Origin of the sequence: Methylomonas albis, from assembly GCF_014850955.1 — a bacterium.
Classification (GTDB): Bacteria; Pseudomonadota; Gammaproteobacteria; order Methylococcales; family Methylomonadaceae; genus Methylomonas; species Methylomonas albis.
On the sequence record NZ_JACXSS010000001.1, the window covers coordinates 1032802 to 1051908 of the forward strand.

Sequence of the window (19107 nt, forward strand, 5' to 3'; positions counted from 1 at the left end):
GTCGGCGCTGGCCGACAAGGCGTTGCGCCAGCGAGCCCTCACCACAAGCCCATCACCGCTCTTAAACTCTTCTCCACCGCCGCCAGTTCCTCGGCGCTGACGGTGGCCAGCGGCCCTTCGCCGATGCGGTCTCGGTGCAACGCGCGCGGTTGGTCGGTAATGATTTGGCACGATTTCAGCCGACGCCCGCGCGGCGGCAAGGTGACGCGCCAGCGTTTAAACAGCGGATAAACTTGCGTGGTCAACGGCAGCACCACAACCATAGGCGTGATGCTTTTGTTCAATTCGTCGGTTTGGATAATCAGCACCGGCCGGGCTGTGCCGATTTCCCGCCCGCGCGGCGGGTTGAGGTTACCGACCCAAATTTCACCGCGCTTCATCATTCCCACCATTTTTCGTCGGGGTCGATGCCGGCGGCGCGTTCTTCGGCAATCAAACGCTCCAGGCCCGCGTCGGCCGCATCGAATTCTTCGACAATGGCCAAGGCTTCGCGGCGGATTTCCGGATCGGCATAGGCCGTGCGCACTTCCGCCACCATTTTCGCCATAAACCGCTTGCGTTCGCGGCGGGCCAGGTATTCGGTGATGGCCAAACGGGCAATTTCGGATTGGCTTTTGCCTTCCAATTGGGCTTCGGCTTTGAGCTTGGCTTCCACATCGTCGGGTAAGCGTAAGCTGATAGCGGGCATGGCTGGCTCCAGGTAATGCAAATATGATGACAAAGTGAATTACAAAATGACCGATAACGAGCGCCCCCCATACAACTGGAACTACCACTGCCTTTCCCGGAACTATCCGGCGACATGCCCTTATTGCCGGCGCGGATGATTAACGAATACCCGTGTTGCCCGCGTCTGGCCTACCCCGGCCCGGATTCAATAAGTACTTTAAAGGCTGCGGAAACCAGGTTACAGGGCTGTGAAAAGCTTTGTGCCGACAGTGGCGCACGGACTCCGGCAGCCCTCGCTGCAGCGATTGCCACTGCTGTTACATCGCTGGTCTACGGAATTTAATTGATAGAGTTAAAGTCTTTAATCTTACGCTGTTTTGGCTAGCTGCTATTTTTGCATGTACAGGTTTTTATCGAGAACGCTCTAGCCGTCTCTTACATCGGGAAGAGGTGGTTTATTGGTGGCATGCGGTTCAGGACGTCGACTTGCCGATTTAACTCTTAACCGACACCGCTGCTATGAATGAAACTCTCAAATTCTTGACCGACAATAATTTCATGCCGCATGGTTATTGCCTAAGCTGGTCGCCGGGTTTGTTGTGGACGTTCGTGATTAGCGATGGCTTGATATTCCTGTGCTACTTTTTGCTGCCGGTTGCCTTGGGTTATTTCGCGCGGCGTCGGCAGGATTTTCCGTACATCCGGGTGCTTTGGCTGTTTGTGGTGTTCATTCTGGCCTGCGGCACGACGCATTTGATGGATGTGGTGGTGATCTGGGAGCCGCTTTACAGCCTGGATGCGTTCACCAAAGTGGTGACGGCGATAGTCTCGGTGGTGACGGTGGCGGTGTTGATTCCGTTGATTCCCAAGGCGCTGCAATTACCCAGCCCCGCGCAATTGCGCGCCGCCAACGAACAGTTGCAACAGCAAGTAACCGAACGCGCACGGGTCGAGCAGGCTCTGAAAGCGGCGAATGAGTTGCTGGAGCAGGGTTTGGTGGCGGAACGTACTCAGTTGGCGGCACTAGTCAATTCTTCCGACGATGCCATTATCGGCAAAAACCTGGATGGGATGGTTACCAGTTGGAATGCCGCGGCCGAACGCATGTTCGGTTATAACGCAGCTGAAATTATCGGCCAGCCGATTACGTCGCTGCTTCCATCCGAACTATTTGAAACCGAAGCTAACCTGCTGCAGCGTATTGTCAGTGGCGAGCGGATAAGCAATTACGAAACGCAACGGCTGCATAAGGATGGTAGCCGAATCGAGGTTGCCATGACGATTTCGGCGATAAAAGATCGCGACGGCAAGGTCATCGGTGCTTCGAAAATAGTACGTGACATTACCGAGCGCAAACGTGTCAAGGCGGCGTTGCGGGAAAGCGAAGCTAATTTCCGCAAGTTGTTCGATGTGGCGCCGGTACCAATGGGACTGATCGACGCCGACGGCACCATGCTGGCCTTGAACCAGTCTATTACCCGCACTTTTGGTTATACCTTGTCGGACATCCCGACCGTGGCCGATTGGTGGCGCAATGCCTATCCCGATCCGGTTTACCGGCAAGCAGTTTTCGAAGTCTGGCAAGGCTTGCAGCGGCGCGCGGCCGAAGAGAATGTCCCTATAGAATCGCAGGAATATCAGGTGACCTGTAAAAATGGCGAGGTGCGCACCGCTATCATCACCGGTATTACGATGGGCGACAATTTACTGGCATCGCTGATGGACATCACTGAGCGTAAGCATGCGGAGGAAGAGCTGCGCAAATTATCGCTGGTGGTCGAGCAAAGCCCTGAGAGCATCGTTATCACCGATCTGGATGCGCGCATCGAGTACGTCAACGAAGCGGTAATTCAAACTACCGGCTATACGCGCGCCGAGCTATTGGGCCAAAAAGCCAGTCTTTTGAAATCGGGCAAGACCAAGCCTGAGTATTTCGTAGCGCTTTGGGATAATTTAACGAGTGGTCGGTCCTGGCAAGGCGAATTTATCAATAAACGCAAGGATGGTCGTGAATTTGTAGAATCGGTTATCGTCGTGCCGATGCGTGAGCAAGATGGCCGGATTAGTCATTACATGGCTATCAAGGACGATATTACCGAAAAGAAACAGATGCTCGAAGAGTTGGAAAACTATCGCGAACATCTCGAAGAATTGGTGGTTGATCGCACCGAACAGTTGGCTGATGCGATGCAAGCGGCGGAAGTGGCCAATGTGTCTAAAAGTGCATTTCTGGCAAATATGAGCCACGAAATCCGTACCCCAATGAACGCCATCATCGGTTTGACGCATTTGTTACAAAATACCGCGTTGGATGCTAAACAGCGTGAGCAGCTGACCAAGATTTCCGCCGCCGCGCAGCATTTGCTGGGCATCATCAACGACATCCTGGACTTTTCCAAAATCGAAGCCGGTAAGTTGATTTTGGACATCAACGATTTCGATCTTGACCAGGTTTTCAAAACTTTGAATGACCTGATTTGCGACCGAGCCGCTGAAAAGGGCCTGGAAGTGATTAACCGTATCGATCCGGCTTTGCCCGTGGTGTTACGCGGCGACGCCTTACGCTTGGGGCAGATTCTGATTAATTTTGCCAGCAATGCGGTCAAGTTTACCGATGCTGGGCACATAGTGTTTCGGGCGCGATTAATAGACAAAAACCCGGAGGGCATTGTCGCTAGATTTGAAATCAGCGACACCGGCATAGGCATGAATGCCGAGCAATGCAGCCGTTTATTTCAAGCTTTCGAGCAGGCCGATTCTTCGACTTCGCGGCGCTTCGGCGGTACCGGATTGGGATTAGCCATCAGTAAACGCCTTATCGAAATGATGGGTGGCACAGTGGGCGCGGAAAGTGAACTGGGGCGGGGCAGTACGTTTTGGCTGGAGTTACCGTTCCGCTACGCAGCGGGCTCTCCGCAACCATTGCCTGCGCCGGAGATACGCAAAGGTTTAAAAGTATTAGTGGTAGATGATGTGAGCGAGGCCCGTGAAGCCATCGCGCACATGCTGACCAGGTTCGAGGCACGGGTTGGTACTGCCGATTCCGGCGCGGCGGCCTTACAAAGTGTTGCAGATGCCCAGCTGGCCAATGCACCGTTCGACCTGGTGTTGCTGGACTGGATGATGCCGGGAATGGACGGGATTCAAACCGCGCAGAGGATGAGCAAAATGCTTGGCGAGTCCTTACCAAAAATTGTGCTGGTGACGGCGTATAGTTACGACAACAGCGCCGAAGAATTACAAAAGGCGGGAGTTGTCGGACATTTAGCTAAACCGGTGACACTATCGACCTTACACGATGTGATCGCTGGCGCGCTCTCGGGGTGGCGGCAAAAAGCCACTGCGGACTTACAGCATCCGGATCTCTCAGCCCTGAAAGGCCGGCGGGTGTTGTTGGCCGAAGACAATCCGATCAATCAGGAAGTGGCGTTGGAGCTGTTGCAGGAGGCGGGTTTATTAGTCGATCTGGCTGAAAATGGCCGGATCGCTTGCGAGATGGCGGCCAAAAATGCTTATGACCTAATCCTGATGGATATGCAGATGCCGGATATGGATGGTATCGCCGCAACCCTGGCGATTCGACGTATGCCGGGACGGGAAAAAACCCCGATACTAGCGATGACTGCCAACGCATTTGACGAGGATAGGCAAAATTGCCTTAACGCTGGGATGAGCGACCATATCCCCAAACCCGTCAATCCCGAGGTGCTGTACGATGCGATATTACGCTGGATGCCGCCCCAGGCGGAGGCTGGTGAGCTTGTTAGGGTTGCCAGTCCGTCGGGGCGGGGTGATGGCACAGTTTTGTTACATGAGCGCTTAGCGAGCATCCCCGGCCTGGATCTCAAGGCTGGTTTGTACAATGTGCAAAACAAACTGCCGTTTTATCTGCGCCAGCTGCGGCATTTTGCCGAGCGGCATGCCGCCGAGGCTGACAATATCAGGCAGTTATTGGCGGTTAGCGATTGGGTATCAGCGCAAAGAGCCGCGCATTCCTTAAAAAGTAGTGCGGCGACCTTGGGAATAACCCACATCCGGCAGACCGCCGAAGGCATAGAAATGATGCTAAAAACGGGCGCAGCCGATGCGGTTGCTTCATTGGCGCTTCCGCTCACGCAATTGACCGAACAACTGGCGTCTTTAATTGCCGAGATCCGCGCCGCGTTGCCGAATGAGCCCGTGCTCAAAGAGAATCCGCAGCCTAAATATTCTGCGGATGTCCTGCACGCAGTCGTCGAAGGCCTGAGGATATTGCTGGAAGAAGGCAATATTCAGTCCCAAGTCTATTTAGCAAATCACCGTCAGCAATTGCTGCAGGCCTTGGGCTGCGAAGGCCTGGCATTTTTGACGCGGCATGTCGAAGTGTTTGCTTTTGATAAAGCATTGGAAATTTTGCAGCGTCAACCCGGCTAATCTTCATGGCTTCCAGCGCGCCATTTCGCCAGCGCGGATTTGTTTACCCAATTTTACAATTTGCTAGAGCCGGTTTGGCCGTCTGTCGGCGATAATGGCGATATCGATAACCTGTATCCGATCTTTTGCCGGAGTTGCAAAGTCATGCCTCAACGCTATAAATCCTTTAAATCGAGCCGATGGCTATTGTGCTGTTGGCTGCTGTTGTTCGCCGCCTGTTCGTCAAGACCGCCAATGCCCAGTCAGGAAGATCAGCAGGAAAAATTGACCGAGGCATTGGGCTCTGGTGCCTACAAAACCGCACGGAATTTTGCTATCGATGTGAGTCACGATGTCTGGATTTATCAGCAAACGGAACTGGAAGTGGAACTGATCGGGCCGAACACGCCGGGCAGCTACCCCTTGATTATTTATCTGCCCAGCTTGGGTGAAGACGCCGGAGCCGGGCGTTTGTGGCGGGAAACCTGGGCTAAGGCCGGTTATCTGGTGTTTAGTATGCAGCCGGTGGTGCTTAGTCGGGCACTGAAAGCGTTGGAGGCGGAACGCCGCTTCGATGACCCGGAGGAGATGCCGGATGACGAGAATGTCGAGCTGGCTGATGAGAATATGGCGCTACGGCCGGACGAGGCGCGCGGCGGTTGGTTCGGCGACAAGCCGCGTCGGCAATCGCGGAGCGCTCGCGAAAGTGAGTTGCACTATGTTGGTCATCAATATTTTGCCACCGAAAACTTGAAAATCCGCCTGGAGCAGCTGTTTTGGGCCTATCGGCAAGTGCAAACCCGCGCCGGTTTGCGGCAGCCTTTGTACGGGTCTGCCGATTTAAGCAAGGTGATTCTGGCGGGCTACGATTTGGGAGCGCAAACCGTGGCGGCGGCCTTGGGTGAGAGTTTTGGTGTCGGTTTGCCGCATAGCGACGAGCTCAGGCCGGTCGCGGCGATAGTGTTAAGCCCGTCGGTGGATTTGGCCGAAGGCAATGTTCGCAGTCGGTTTCAGGCCTTGCGCTTGCCGATGCTGACGATTACCGGTAGCGAGGACAACGACCCGTATGCGATTAGTTCGGCTGCCGTGCGCACGGCGGTTTGGGAGCAGGCTCCGGCCGGCGGCAAATATTTGTTGCTACTGCGCGGTGCCGGGCATCGATTGTTGGCGGGCAATGAGTTGGGTGGGCGTTTTGGCTTGAGTGGATCGAGGCGCGGGGAATCGGACATGGGCGGGATGGATGCCGGCGGCGGTGCTGGTGGGCATGGTGGTGGACGTCGAGGTATGAGCGGTGGCGGTCCGGGCGGCGGTCTGTTTGGCAAAGCCGAGCGCCGCGATCCGAACTTGGGCTACAAACAAGTCGCGGCCATCGCCAGCGTTTCCAGTGCGTTTCTGGATATGCTGATCAAAAAAGACGAGTTTGCTCTGGCCTGGCTGAATGAAAAAGCCAGCAAATGGCTGGATCGGGCGGGTTCTTTACAAACCAGGTAGAGGGGGTATTCAGTGCTTTGGGGCGGCATCTATCAAGACTGGTTGCCGCCGGCTCAATCGCTGAAACATTCTATAAACCCCCACCCACGACCGGTTGGGATGGGTTTATTTCCAGAGGCCAACTCTCTTGTCTTCAAACTAGCAGCCCTATTAAGCCCCAGTCGACCATTGGCTACGCAACTTCTCGCGATGAATATACAGCCATTGAATAGCGAGGATGGGAATGCCGGATTCGATTTTGTCGTCTTCCAGCATTCGAAATACCTCGTCGAATTTGACGGCTGTGACACGGATGTCTTCATCTTCCTCGGCCAGACCATGAATGCCGCCTACCCGGCTGCTATCTACCCGGCCGCAGAACAGGGTAATCCACTCCGACGAGCCGCCGGGGGTGGTGAAGAACTGTTTTATTTCGATGAGTTCTTCAATCTCGCAGCCGGCTTCTTCGCGGGCTTCGCGATAAGCCACTTCTTCGGCGGTTTCGCCTTCCTCGATGGCGCCGGCGACGATTTCCAGCTGCCAGGCCCGCTCGGGTTGCAAGACCGCGCCGACGCGGAACTGCTCTATCAACACCACTTCGTCGCGGTCCGGATCATACAGCAGCACGGCCACGCAATTGCCGCGGCGGAACAATTCCCGCTTTAAAGGGGGGCTCCATCCGCCGTTGAACAGCGTGTGTTTCAGGGTGTATTGCTCCAGCCGGAAAAAGCCTTCATACACAACCTGCGTATCCAGTATTTGAAATTGTTTGTCGCTCATCGGCCGTAGCTTACCCGGTAGATGACGCCCAAGCTGTCGTCGCTGATCAATAGGTTGCCGTCCGGCATTTGAATAATGTCGTTCGGGCGTCCCAAGACGGTGCCTTGCGCGGTCAGCCAGCCGCTGATGAAGGGCTGTTCGTTGTAGGCTTGGCCTTCGCGGAATTTGACCACATTAACCTGATAACCTTGCGGTTGCGTGCGATTCCAGGAGCCGTGTTGGGCCACGAATAATTGGCGGAAATAGACGTCCGGGAATTGGGTGCCGGTGTAGAAACGCATGCCCAGCGGTGCAATGTGGGCTTTATATTTCCAGGCCGGTGCCTTGAATTTATAGCATTCCTTATTTCCGGGATATTCGGGGTCGGGTATGGTGCCGGCATGGCAGTAAGGGAAGCCGAAATGCTCGCCTTTTTGGTTCCATTCGTTCAGCTCGTCGGCTGGCGCATCATCGCCTAGATAATCGCGGCCATTGTCGTTGAAAAACAGATGGCCGCTACGGGTTTCCCAATCGAAACCCACCGTGTTACGGATGCCGCGCGCCAGGATCTCCATGTCGGTGCCGTCAGGATCCATGCGGATTAGCGAGCCGTATATCGGTTTCTCCGGGTCGCAGACGTTACAAGGAGCGCCTATTCCGGTATATAACTTGCCGTCCGGGCCAAAACGCAGATACTTCCAGCCATGGTGCCGGTCGGACGGGAATTGATCAAATACTGTAACCGGCTTGGGTGGGCTGGCCAAGCGTTGGCCGACCTCGTCGAAACGAATGATGCGTTGAATTTCCGCAACGTAAAGTGTGCCGTCTTTGTAGGCCACGCCATTGGGCAGATTGAGTTGTTGGGCGACCAGATACTTTTGTTCGGCGACGCCGTCGCCATCTTTATCCTGAACGGCATAGACGCTGCCTTGCCGCGAGCCGACATAGACCACGCCATTGTCGCCCAGCGCCATTTGTCGGGCATTGGGAACATCGTCGGCGAAAATTCTAATGTTAAAACCTGGTGGCAAGCGCAATTGTTTTAGCACGGCTTCTTGTTCCGGAGTGGCTGCCAGGCATAGCGGTGCGGCGGCAAACAGCATCAATAGCGACTTTATAATTCTCATTTTTATGTCCCTCAAGTAAACTTTGGCAGATGTTAACACTCTATAGTCTTGAATTTAATCTTTCGACTCCCCAAATTAAACCCACTTTATAACAACACAGGAAAGTTACGCCATGATGAGAATATTGCTATTTCTGGCTACCAACGTGGCCATCATGATTGCGATCAGCATCATATTTAATGTCTTAGGTTTGAAAGGCGCGCTAGATGCTCAAGGCGTTAATTTAAATCTCGAAGGCTTGCTGGCCATGTCTGCGGTAATCGGTATGACCGGTTCGGTGATTTCGTTGTTTATGTCGAAATGGTCTGCTAAAAGCGCGATGGGCGTGCACGTTATCGAACAGCCGCAAAATCAAACCGAACAATGGTTGCTTGGCATCGTTGCCCAACAAGCTAAACAAGCGGGTATCGGCATGCCGGAAGTCGGTATTTTCGATGCGCCGGAAGCCAACGCCTTCGCCACCGGCGCCAGCCGCAACAGCGCCTTGGTGGCAGTCAGCACCGGTCTGTTGCGCAGCATGAATGCGGATGAAGTGGAAGCCGTGGTCGGCCACGAGATCAGTCACGTCGCCAACGGCGATATGATCACCATGGCCTTGATGCAAGGCGTGGTAAACACCTTCGTTTATTTTTTCGCGACGATTATCGGTCACCTGGTGGACCGGTTGGTCTTTAAAACCGAACGCGGTTACGGCCCGGCCTATTACGTGACGCAGATGGTCGCGCAAATCGCCTTGTCGATATTGGCTTCGATGCTAGTGATGTGGTTCTCGCGTTACCGCGAATTCCGCGCCGATGCCGGCGGCGCCAACTTGGCCGGTCGCCAGAAAATGATAGGCGCCTTGCGCGCATTACAGCGTTCGCATGAACCGGCCGAATTGCCCGGCGAACTGGCGGCATTTGGTATCAACGGCGGCGGCGTACAACGCTTGTTTATGAGTCACCCGCCCTTGGACGAACGCATCGCCGCTTTGCAAAACGCTCGTTAGGACGCTCCCTTGCCGTGCCGGATCAACCGGCGCGGCTTTTTTATGGCTAATCAATTCATCCGCTTCAAACTCAATCTGAGTTACGACCAATATCTGGCCGTCTATCAAGGCGTCGCCAAAAACGTGGTTACTCTTGCTGACGACGGTCGCCGTCTGGTGTTCCCGGCCGGCAATATTCAACGTTATCTGACCAAGACCGGCATACAAGGCTATTTTGAAATGGAACTGGGGGCTGGGAATAAGTTTATTGGCATCAAAAAGCTAGTGTGAGCGCTTAAATCTTTCCGGTAACTCGCCATCAGGTCAAGTTCGCGCCAGCCAGCATTTTTCCGGTTCGGTACAATATGCGTTCGACCTGGCGTTCCGAGATCTGTAATTCAGCGGCAATTTGCTGATGGCGCTTGCCGTCTAGCCGACGCAAACACAATATCTGCTGGCTGATTGCCGGCAAATCGTGCAGCCAGCGTTCGACCGCTGACCATTGCTGCTGGCCTTGCACCAACCGCTCGGGCAGCGGGCAGGGACATTGCAAGTCTTCCTCCACAGTGCCGCCATCGCGCAGTTGCTGCCGGGCTTGGCTGCGCAAATAATCCAAGGCCAGATTAACGGCCACCCGGTATAAAAACGCCCGGCAGTTGGCAATGGTATCTTGCCCCGGATAGTCGGCGATGTGCAGAAAAGTATCTTGTAGCAAGTCCGCTGCCGCTTCCCGGCAATGGACTTGGCGCCATAGAAATTGTTGTAGCTCGGTTTGGTGGCGCAAGTACGCGGCGGTTAAGGGCTGGGAATGGTTGTTCATCGGCTTGTATCAAAAAATTTGCCGCTTTTAAAGCTGTGCCTCAGCAGTTGTGAACGCGGAACAAACCATTCGGCTGGAGTGCAAGTCATCGGCAATGCAGCAATGATTTAAAAATAATCCCTTTTGGACGAACGTAGGTTGGGGTGAGGCACGAACCCCAACACGACAAGCGCCCAGCCACCAACCGACCGTGAAAGCGAGATATTCGGGTCAATGGTAGTCAGGGGCCAAACCGGTCAAAAATGTTGGGGTTCGTTATCTCACCCCAACGGTCCTTTATTATCAGCTCAATACTCGATTCGGACCGATCCTAAAAACGACCGCGGAGCCCCAATTGAAACAGCGTTTCCGGTATTGCTGCCGGCAAAGTAATAGTTGTCTGTCAGGTTATCGATATTCAGTTGCGTGGTTAGTTTAGCCTTGCCCACCTTCATCGAATAACTAGTCATTAGATTGACCAGCACATAACCCGGTATTTGGTAGCCGTTGGCCCAATTACCCTGGCGCTCGCTCAAAGCGGTAATGCCGCCGCCGAATTTAAAGCCTTTCAAATCGCCGTCGAGAAACTCGTAAGAACTGAACAAACTGCCCATGTTGTGCGGCGCGTTGGGCATGCGTTTGCCCTGAAAGCCCGTGCCGCCGTCCCAACCAATGTCGCGCGTGGTATTGGCGAAAAACAAGTGGCTGTAGCCGCCGATCACCCGCCAACCGGGCAACAATTCGCCGGAAGTATCCAATTCCACGCCGCGGCTTTGCGCTTCGCCTATCGATTGCATCAACAAGGCGTTATTGGGATCCGGCGTCGCCATGTTTTGCTTGGTCAAATCAAAATACGCTACCGTGGCGCTAAATTTTCCGTCCAGCAGTTCGGTTTTTGTTCCTAGTTCCCACTGCTGCGCGGTTTGCGCCGGCAGAATGCCGCCCATGCCGTTAATCCCGTTTTGAGCGCCGAAGTTTTCGGTGTAACTGCCGTAAAACGATAATTCCGGAATCGGTCGCCAGAGCAGGCCACCGCGCGGACTCACCCGATTTTCGTTGCCGGCTTTGGCATGGGTCAGATGATCGAACTGGTCGGCTTGGTCGTAACGAAACCCGCCCAAGGCAAACACGTTAAGTGGCAATTCGATTTGGTCCTGAAAATACAAGCCGTGCCAGGATGTGGTGTTATCGACCCCGAAGGTGACCCGATTATTCACATCGATACCGTCAAAACCGACCGTGTTATAAGCCGGATTAAATAAGTTAAAGGTGCCCGGAATGAAGCGCACGTCGAAAGGATCCTTGGCGTCAGACCGGTAATAATCGCCGCCCAGGAGCAGGGTGTTTTTCAAACCCCAAATATCGAACTTACCGCTTAAATTCATTGAGGTAAAGTAGTTGTCGGTCGAGGCCAGCTGGCGTTCGTAACCGCGCGATACATTGCCGTCGGCATCAGCGAACCCTCTTAACCAAGCGTCACGAACATCGGCGTTAATGCCGGTGTAATAAAAGCGGTGAGATAGCGTCCAGTTGTCGTTAAAACCGTGCGACCAATTGAATCCAGCCAGAATGCGGTCACCTTTATTCGAATTCCAACCGGGCTCCCTGGCCGTCAAATTTCGGGAAAACTTTGGGAGATAAGCGGACGTGCCATTGGAAAGCGCGGTGACGACGGCCCCCGGCGTTTCATCGAAACGTTGGTATTCCATTTCCGCAGTCAGTTGCGTGCGCGGGCCGATAAGCCATTTTAAGGTGGGCGCGACGAAGAAGCGGTCGCTATCAACAAAATCGGCAAAGGAGCCTGCCCCTTCGTAGGCGGCGTTCAGGCGATACAACACATCGCCGCCTTTGCTAATAGGGCCTGTGGCGTCGATCGTGGTCCGGTAAAAGTCGAACGAGCCGAATTGTTGCTGCAAGGAATAATACGGGGTTGCCAAGGGCTGTTTTGTAACCAAATTCACGATGCCGCCCGGTTCGACCCGGCCGAACAACAGCGATCCCGGCCCCTTCAATACTTCGATTCGTTCCAGATTGGCGGTATCGCGCTTACTGGAAAATGCGTTGCCGCCGTTTTGCGGAACCGGATTGCCGTCGCGGTAAAACAGAATGTCGTTGCCGGTCGAGAACCCCCGGATATTAAAACTATCGCGTAAACCCGCGCTCGAGGGTTCTTGCACCACTCCAGCGACGTTTTCTAAGGCTTTCTCGATCCTGACCACTTGCTGATCTTCCATGACCTGTTTCGGCACCGCCTTGACCGAATACGGCGTTTCCATAATCGGTGTATCGGTTTTGGTGGCCGTGTTAGCGTTGGCTAGCCGGTAGTCTTCGTTGTAAGGATCGGTGGTGTCGTAGATCGCCTGGCCCAACACCGTAACAGCCGGCAAAGTCGATGCTGCATTGCTTCCTGTTTCCGCCGCCTTTATCGCCACCGCATCTGTAATGGTCAACAAAAACCGGACACCTGTTTAGGCAGCGTCTCTTGAAAACTTCCGCTCGAATTCGATCGGGGATTGATAGCCCAATGTTGAGTGTGATCGACGGCCATTGTAAAAAGCCAAATAATCGATCACGCTCAGTTTCGCCGCCTCTTGGGTTTTGAATTTTTCGTAGTTGAGCTGTTCATGTTTCAGACTACGAAAAAATCGTTCCGTCGGCGAATTATCCCAACAATTGCCTTTGCGGCTCATGCTCTGCTCCATCTTCATCACCGCCAGATGTTGCCGATATTCCCGGCTGGCATACTGGCTGCCACGGTCGGAATGATGCAACAGTCCAGGCGGCGGTTTACGACGCCAGAAGGCCATTTGTAATGCCTGGACACAGAGCGAGGTCCGCATATGGTCATCAATGGCCCAGCCCACTACTTGGCGGGAGAACAGATCGATCACGACCGCAACATACAGCCAGCCCTGTAACGTCCAGACATAGGTAATATCCGTCGTCCACACCTGGTTCGGCTGAGCGACCTTAAACTGCCGATCTAGCCGATTGGGGGATATGGCCTCACTGTGGTTGCTGTCCGTGGTCACTTTAAAGCGTTTGGGATAGCGAACCTTTAATTTCAACTCCTGCATGATCCGCCGCGTTTTAAAGCGGCCAACGGCTAAACCTTGCTTCTGCAATCGATCCGCTAAACGACGCGAACCGAAGCACTGCTTGTTGTCGGTAAAAATCTGCCGCACGCTATCGGCAAGCTGTTGATCTTGATGTTTTTTATCGTCGTCTGGCGGGCTGTTACACCACGCATAATAAGCACTGGTGCTCACCTGCATCACTCGACACAGCACGGTCACTGGATAGGTCTTCTGTTGCTCTCGAATAAACCCGTACTTTATTCGGTTTCTTTCGCAAAGAAGACGGCGGCCTTTTTTAAGATTTCGCGCTCCATTCGCAGTTGTTCATTTTCCTTGCGTAATCGTATCAATTCGTCATGATCCCCCAGATTCAGGCCAGACTTTTTAGTCGACGAGTCGTTGGGCGATGGCTTGCGTTCCGCTCGTGCCCAACGCCCCAGGGCACTTAACGATATTCCCAAATGATCGGCCGCTTGCTGCTGGCTGTAGCCTTTTTCAAGAACCAATCTAGCGGCATCTTGTTTGAATTCCAGGCTGTATTTGGGTCTATTGTGTTTTTTGTCGTTACTCATGGTCACCTCTGATAGCAGTATAAATTCTGCCTTTAGAAGTGTCCGGGATTATTAGACCATTTTACTTCGCCAATGCGGAACTTAGGCACATTGGTTTTGAAGTCGTTACACCGCAACAGCTATTGAGGTTATTAGAATCATGACTACCTTATCAATTCGTTTACCTGAAGACATGGCGGAAAGACTGAAAGATATTGCCAAAGTCAGAGGCATTAGCCTTAACAAATTGATGTTTGAGTTTTCTGCACAAGCACTGGCGGAAGATGAAGCCAAGCAACGGTTTATGGCTGCACGGGTGCGCGGCAATGCGAAACAGGCTTTGAAAATGCTTGATGAATTGGATGCTATGGGGCTTTAATCCCGAAACGAACCGTTTACTGAGAATTCGACGTCGAGCTATTTGCTAGCCTCTGGTAAACGAAACCATAATCTTGCCGTCTTGCAATTGCTGGGTTTTGATCGGCAATGCCGCTTGCAAGGTGTTGAGTATTTTGGGCAGGTTGTCGATTTCGAAGCTGGCCGATACGCGAATTTGTTTAATTGCTTCGCCGCTGTATTGGAAGCTTATTTTGTGATAACGCTGCACCTGGCTTAAGACGGCTTCCAAAGGCGCCATCTCAAATACCAGCCGGCCACTTCGCCAGGCAATGACGTTGGCGGCATTGGCAATCGGCGCATTGACTTCGCCTTGGTCGTCGTAGCTAATTTGCTGGCCTACTACCAATGTAGGGCTTTCGTCGTTACTCGGTGTGCTGCTCAGTTGCAGCCAAAATGCCGATCGGCTGATGACGTGATCCAGCCAGCGCGCTCCGGTTATTTTGCTGTCCGGAATGATCTGTACTTTACCTTCGGCGACAGTTACTTGTGTTGTGTTGTTGGCCGAATAGACATTAAAGCGGGTACCAATGTCATGTATACGGCCATTGCCGGCTATTACATCGAAGGGCCGGTCCACTTCATGAGCCACACTCACATAAACTTCGCCTTTTGCCAGACTAAGCACCCGATGGTTGTCAGTCATTTTCACGGACAGTTGGGTGTCGGTGTTGAGGATGATTTGCGAGCCATCGGCCAAATCAATCGACTTGCGTTCGCCTAGTGCGGTGGCATAGCAATCAGTCATCCGATATTCATTCAAACCAAAAATCGTGGTCAGCACCAGCAAGCCCATCAACCCGGTGTCTTTAATTTTGCGGACAAGTTGTTTGCGTTGCATGCGCTTTGCCCGAATTTGCTGGGCCGCTTGCCGAGCCGGAAAGGAGGCAGGCTTTAGTTGATCCAACTGTTGCCAAAGCTTGAGCGCGCGCTCATATTCCAGGCGGTTGCTGTCATGTTGCGCCAGCCAATCCTGTAGCTGCTGTTCGGCAGCGGTTGTCCACTCGTCCGAATGTTGAGTAAATACCCAGAACCCTGCTTGTTCCTGCGGCGTACCGGTGAGTTTGTAAGATTTGGATTTCATCTGGCGCGGTTTGTTAGATCTTTACCTAATAAGACAGTTGAGCAGTGCTTATCCGGTCAGATTATCACCCAAAAAATCATTCCCTAGATGCTGTATAAGATGTTGCCAAGCTTTGAACACATAGCGTTGGGCCGATTTGCCGGAAATGCCTAACGCTTCAGCAACTTCCGGGTAACTTAAGCCATCCAGTTTGCTCAAGATAAAAGCATGCTGCACGACTTCCGGTAGTTGAGTCAAAACGGCTAGAAAGCACTCAATTTGCTGTTGTGCGGCGATAGCCGATTCCAGCGGGGGTAATGGGCAAATCAGTTGCTCCAGATCTATTGCTTCGTTTGGCGCGTAACGCGACCTGACCTGTTCATGGTCGTAGGCGTTCTTGCTTAGATTGGCAGCGGTTTTGAATAAATAGGCGCGGTGGTTTTCGATAGCCGCCAGATTGGGATGTTGCATTAAGCGCAAAAAAGCTTCCTGGGTAATGTCTTCGGCGATATTGACATTGCTTTGGCGTTCAGCGAATGCCAGAAGCTCCTTTTTATGCCTGCGGAATAGTATGTCCAGTAAGTTATTCATGCGTTTTTGATCGCGGCAGACTTAACGCAGTCAATCGGGCTATTTTTAGTAGAAAACCTTATCGGCCAGCAAAAAATATTCCATTAAACCGGTTTCGGGTTTGGTCTTAGTATGTGTATTTCATACAAGCCTAATTAAATCATGTGCTTGGGATTTAGCTAAAACGCTAGTCAAGCCGATATTTGAACAATGCGGCCAGTGCTGGCAAGCAATGTTTTAACGAAAATCGTGGCATATAACTTATTTGCTTAGAAAAGTAAGTGAAAACTCTTAAACGCTCAGCATCAAGTTTAAAGTGCACACAGCAATGTGCAGTGGCTTGGAGCCATACATGACAGATCAATGCGTAACGGCATAGGGCTTTTAGTCGCCGCATCAGCTCCAATTAAAACTTTCGTGGCGCTAAAGACCTTTCCACAAGACCATCATTTTGCTTATTCTTAGCCCCTTTCGCGGCGTCAAAAAGTGTCCGGACTGGTCGCGGCCAGCATTTTTCCGGTTCGGTACAATATGTATTCGACCTGGCGTTCCGAGATCTGTGATTCAGCGGCAATTTGCTGATGGCGCTTGCCGTCAAGCCGACGCAAACACAATATATGCTGGCAGATTGCCGGCAAATCGTGCGGCCAGCGTTCGACCGCCAACCATTGCAGCTGGCCTTGCACCAACCGCTCGGGCAGCGGGCAGGGACATTGCCAGTCCTCGCCGCGGCCCACCGTCCCATGCTTGTTGTCGGGCTTGGCTACGTAAATAATCCGTAGTCAGATTGCCCGCCACCCGGTATAAAAATGCCCGGCAATGGACTTGGCGCCAGAGAAATTGTTGTAGCTCGGTTTGATGCCGTAAATACGCGGGCAGTCAAGGGTGGGGGATGGTTGTTCATCTAAAGTAATGTCCTTTTCTACTGAAGTAACTGGCTGACTTAGCCCAAGGGAAATCGGGCGGCCATGTCGAAGATATTGCCTCAAGGCTATGGCAAGCTTAAAATACATACATCAATGTACACACATCCGGAGCCGTCGATGACCGCCTTAACCACCCGAATTTTTAAAAATGGCAACAGTCAGGCCGTACGCATTCCCCAAGAGTTTCGTTTGGAGGTCAGCGAAGTTCAAATCAGCCGCAATGCCAACGGTGACCTGATCATTCATCCGTTGCCGCTTGATCGGGGCGCCGCGTTAATGTCTGCGCTCTCTGCCTTTGATGGCGAATTTGCCGATCAGTTGGAGCGCGACGAGCAAGCCATGATGCAGGATCGCGAGACCTTATGATTTACATGCTGGACACCAATATCCTGATTTATCTGATCAAAAATAAGCCGCCCGGCATTGCAGACCGTATCAACGCACTGGATAAGCGGGATGAATTGAGTATGTCTTTTTTGACCTATGCCGAACTGCTGAAAGGGGCTGAGCGCAGCACCCGGAAAGAGCAAGTATTGGCTCAACTCCGACAATTGATGCGGAGCATACCGGTTAGTTACTCGGTCAACGCAGAGCTATGCCAACATTACGCCACTCAATTCACCTTGCTGAAAACCGCCGGGACGCCAATCGGCGCCAATGACCTCTGGAATGCCTGTCATGCTCTGGCCCAAAATGCCACCTTGGTAACCCATAATTTGCGGGAGTTTGAGCGCATTCAAGGTTTAAGGCTGGAGGATTGGGTGTTGTAAAAGCGTTGAGGTAACGACAGGAACCTCAACACGACAACCGTTGAGCCGCCAGCCAACCTAGATCGCGACCAATAAAACCAAGTGCAACCAGCAAAGGCCAAACCGATTGAAAATATTGGGGTTCGTTACCTGACCTTCGGTTCTCGGACCTCGCGTGGTGCAAGTCCCAGCCAGCATCGGACTGCGGGAAGCCGCCGCAGCAGCGTTCTATCGATCGCAAGCATCAACAGCAGCGATAATCCGAACAGCGGAAGCAACAGAGCAAGGGCAGCGATTGCGACGGCGAAGGGTGTCGAGCGGTGCGGTTGAGCTGCTGGCGGTGGTGCTCCGAGCATATTACCGGGCCTGCGACGCCACCACATCACCACAGCGCTGATAGTGACTAGCATCAGACACGCAGCATTAAGCAGCAATATGGCCTGGTTGAGCCGTCCGAATAGCTGCCCTTCGTGCGCTGCGATTACGACGTTTACCACCTTGTCGACTATATTCTTAGCAGCAAAGTCATCGGTTCCGGTCACGACACCGCTATCAGGGGCAACGGTGTAGGTCACGCGCAAAGGCCGATTCTGTATATGTGATGAAATCGTCCAGTCCCGAAGACCCTCAGCGGGCGGTGAGATCCAGATCGGGGGCGGTACGCGCAAGCCTGTGGCGACGGGTATTAATTTGTCGAGAGCTTGCAAATCTGCGGCCAGTCGTTCTTCGGGTTGACCTTCGTGCGTGGCGGCGGGCGACATTGCGATCATCTCGTCGGCAGACATGCCGGGCATGCTGCTGCTTGGCGCAGCCGATGCCACGATGTCCGGGGTAAGCTGATCTTGCCCGCCAATCGGCCAGTCGGGCGCTCCAGCCGTGACCGCCCAGTGGTTACGCACCCAAGTGAGATAGTTTCCCCAATTAACCGACCAGGGCATTCCGCTCAACAGCAAAAACAGCGTCACCATCGAGACCCACAGGCCGGTGACCGCGTGGAGTTCGCGCCAGAAAAGCCGGCCACGCAGCCCGAGCCGCGGATAGAGTAACCCGCCCAGCCCACTGCTTCCGCGCGGCCACCAGAGGTAGAGGCCGGTTAGAATCATAACCACTCCCCAAGAGCCCGCCAATTCCACGAGCATCGACCCTCCAGTGCCGAGTAGTAGCTGTCCATGCAGGTGAGAGACGAGTTCCATGAGGCGATGGTCGTCCTGCTCTACGTTCATCGCTTGTAGAGTGCCTGGGTGAATATAGACCCGGAAAAGTCGCCCATCTCTAGCGACGACGACTTGGGCAGCGCCTGTGACTGTTGCCGGTGGCTCGTATCGGCTAAACGTTGAGCCCGGCACGGCGGCAACGGCCGACCGGACCTCGCTAGACGGGGCCGAGCGCGGCCCATCGATGTGAAGCGCTTCGTAGGGGCTATCGAGCCACGTCTCAATATCGGGTCGGAACAGATAAACGGAACCCGTAATGGCGAGCCAACAGAAAAATGGCAGACAGAACAGCCCGGCGTAAAAATGCCAGCGCCAGACCGCCGCATAGTCCGGCCAGGATCGGCGGGCATCGCCGGATTGGGACTTTATCGCCATCTC

Annotated in this window: 19 protein-coding genes; 7 read left to right on the forward strand and 12 right to left on the reverse strand. The window is 53.4% G+C overall.

Annotation, left to right across the window (positions count from 1 at the left end; translation table 11 throughout):
• Positions 1–38: 38 nt before the first annotated feature.
• The gene (locus tag EBA_RS04940) at positions 39–380 is read right to left on the reverse strand and encodes a type II toxin-antitoxin system PemK/MazF family toxin (RefSeq protein WP_192373621.1); all 342 of its coding nucleotides are present in this window, start codon (positions 378–380) and stop codon (positions 39–41) included.
• A complete protein-coding gene (locus tag EBA_RS04945; RefSeq protein WP_192373622.1) occupies positions 380–688 on the reverse strand; it encodes a ribbon-helix-helix protein, CopG family in 309 nt (102 codons plus the stop codon). Before EBA_RS04945 ends, EBA_RS04940 begins: the two co-directional genes overlap by 1 nt.
• Positions 689–1188: 500 nt before the next feature.
• On the opposite strand from EBA_RS04945, the gene EBA_RS04950 reads away from it, so the two are divergent.
• Both EBA_RS04950 and EBA_RS04955 read left to right on the forward strand, forming a co-directional pair.
• Positions 1189–5082, forward strand: coding sequence for a PAS domain S-box protein (locus tag EBA_RS04950; RefSeq protein ID WP_192373623.1), 3894 nt, complete (start codon positions 1189–1191; stop codon positions 5080–5082).
• A gap of 234 nt (positions 5083–5316) precedes the next feature.
• The gene (locus tag EBA_RS04955; RefSeq protein WP_192373624.1) at positions 5317–6552 is read left to right on the forward strand and encodes an alpha/beta hydrolase; all 1236 of its coding nucleotides are present in this window, start codon (positions 5317–5319) and stop codon (positions 6550–6552) included.
• Positions 6553–6702: 150 nt separating this feature from the next.
• On the opposite strand, the gene EBA_RS04960 is transcribed toward EBA_RS04955, so the two are convergent.
• Both EBA_RS04960 and EBA_RS04965 read right to left on the reverse strand, forming a co-directional pair.
• Positions 6703–7311: an NUDIX domain-containing protein gene (locus tag EBA_RS04960; RefSeq protein ID WP_192373625.1), complete on the reverse strand. Its 609-nt coding sequence runs from the start codon at positions 7309–7311 to the stop codon at positions 6703–6705.
• Positions 7308–8417, reverse strand: a complete 1110-nt coding sequence (locus tag EBA_RS04965; protein WP_192373626.1) for a PQQ-dependent sugar dehydrogenase — start codon at positions 8415–8417, stop codon at positions 7308–7310. The genes EBA_RS04960 and EBA_RS04965 overlap by 4 nt, the downstream gene beginning before the upstream one ends.
• Before the next feature lie 112 nt (positions 8418–8529).
• Here EBA_RS04965 and htpX point away from each other — a divergent pair, with 112 nt between their 5' ends.
• Together htpX and EBA_RS04975 are read left to right on the forward strand one after the other, a co-directional pair.
• On the forward strand, positions 8530–9405 hold the full coding sequence (htpX, locus tag EBA_RS04970; protein ID WP_192373627.1) for a protease HtpX: 876 nt from the start codon (positions 8530–8532) through the stop codon (positions 9403–9405).
• A 42-nt stretch (positions 9406–9447) separates the two neighbouring features.
• On the forward strand, positions 9448–9675 hold the full coding sequence (locus EBA_RS04975) for a DUF2835 domain-containing protein (protein WP_192373628.1): 228 nt from the start codon (positions 9448–9450) through the stop codon (positions 9673–9675).
• A gap of 28 nt (positions 9676–9703) precedes the next feature.
• On the opposite strand, the gene EBA_RS04980 is transcribed toward EBA_RS04975, so the two are convergent.
• The 4 genes from EBA_RS04980 to EBA_RS04995 form a co-directional block, all read right to left on the reverse strand.
• On the reverse strand, positions 9704–10204 hold the full coding sequence (locus EBA_RS04980) for an RNA polymerase sigma factor (RefSeq protein ID WP_192373629.1): 501 nt from the start codon (positions 10202–10204) through the stop codon (positions 9704–9706).
• 287 nt (positions 10205–10491) lie between these two features.
• A complete protein-coding gene (locus tag EBA_RS04985) occupies positions 10492–12636 on the reverse strand; it encodes a TonB-dependent siderophore receptor (RefSeq protein WP_192373630.1) in 2145 nt (714 codons plus the stop codon).
• A gap of 15 nt (positions 12637–12651) precedes the next feature.
• Positions 12652–13521, reverse strand: a complete 870-nt coding sequence (locus tag EBA_RS04990; protein WP_192377165.1) for an IS3 family transposase — start codon at positions 13519–13521, stop codon at positions 12652–12654.
• The gene (locus EBA_RS04995) at positions 13518–13832 is read right to left on the reverse strand and encodes a transposase (protein WP_192373631.1); all 315 of its coding nucleotides are present in this window, start codon (positions 13830–13832) and stop codon (positions 13518–13520) included. Before EBA_RS04995 ends, EBA_RS04990 begins: the two co-directional genes overlap by 4 nt.
• Positions 13833–13971: 139 nt before the next feature.
• Between EBA_RS04995 and EBA_RS05000 the strand changes: the two genes are divergently transcribed.
• Positions 13972–14190, forward strand: coding sequence for a ribbon-helix-helix protein, CopG family (locus tag EBA_RS05000; RefSeq protein WP_192373632.1), 219 nt, complete (start codon positions 13972–13974; stop codon positions 14188–14190).
• 45 nt (positions 14191–14235) lie between these two features.
• Here the strand turns inward: EBA_RS05000 and EBA_RS05005 are convergent, their stop codons facing one another.
• The 3 genes from EBA_RS05005 to EBA_RS05015 form a co-directional block, all read right to left on the reverse strand.
• Complete coding sequence (locus EBA_RS05005; RefSeq protein WP_192373633.1) at positions 14236–15291, reverse strand: FecR family protein; 1056 nt, start codon at positions 15289–15291, stop codon at positions 14236–14238.
• Positions 15292–15339: 48 nt separating this feature from the next.
• Positions 15340–15861: an RNA polymerase sigma factor gene (locus tag EBA_RS05010; RefSeq protein ID WP_192373634.1), complete on the reverse strand. Its 522-nt coding sequence runs from the start codon at positions 15859–15861 to the stop codon at positions 15340–15342.
• Between the two features lie 458 nt (positions 15862–16319).
• Complete coding sequence (locus EBA_RS05015) at positions 16320–16577, reverse strand: sigma-70 family RNA polymerase sigma factor (RefSeq protein ID WP_192373635.1); 258 nt, start codon at positions 16575–16577, stop codon at positions 16320–16322.
• 282 nt (positions 16578–16859) lie between these two features.
• Here EBA_RS05015 and EBA_RS05020 point away from each other — a divergent pair, with 282 nt between their 5' ends.
• Together EBA_RS05020 and EBA_RS05025 are read left to right on the forward strand one after the other, a co-directional pair.
• The gene (locus tag EBA_RS05020; RefSeq protein WP_225615916.1) at positions 16860–17132 is read left to right on the forward strand and encodes an antitoxin; all 273 of its coding nucleotides are present in this window, start codon (positions 16860–16862) and stop codon (positions 17130–17132) included.
• Complete coding sequence (locus EBA_RS05025) at positions 17129–17536, forward strand: type II toxin-antitoxin system VapC family toxin (protein ID WP_192373636.1); 408 nt, start codon at positions 17129–17131, stop codon at positions 17534–17536. Before EBA_RS05020 ends, EBA_RS05025 begins: the two co-directional genes overlap by 4 nt.
• Before the next feature lie 125 nt (positions 17537–17661).
• Here the strand turns inward: EBA_RS05025 and EBA_RS05030 are convergent, their stop codons facing one another.
• A complete protein-coding gene (locus tag EBA_RS05030) occupies positions 17662–19104 on the reverse strand; it encodes a PepSY-associated TM helix domain-containing protein (RefSeq protein WP_192373637.1) in 1443 nt (480 codons plus the stop codon).
• Positions 19105–19107 lie beyond the last annotated feature (3 nt).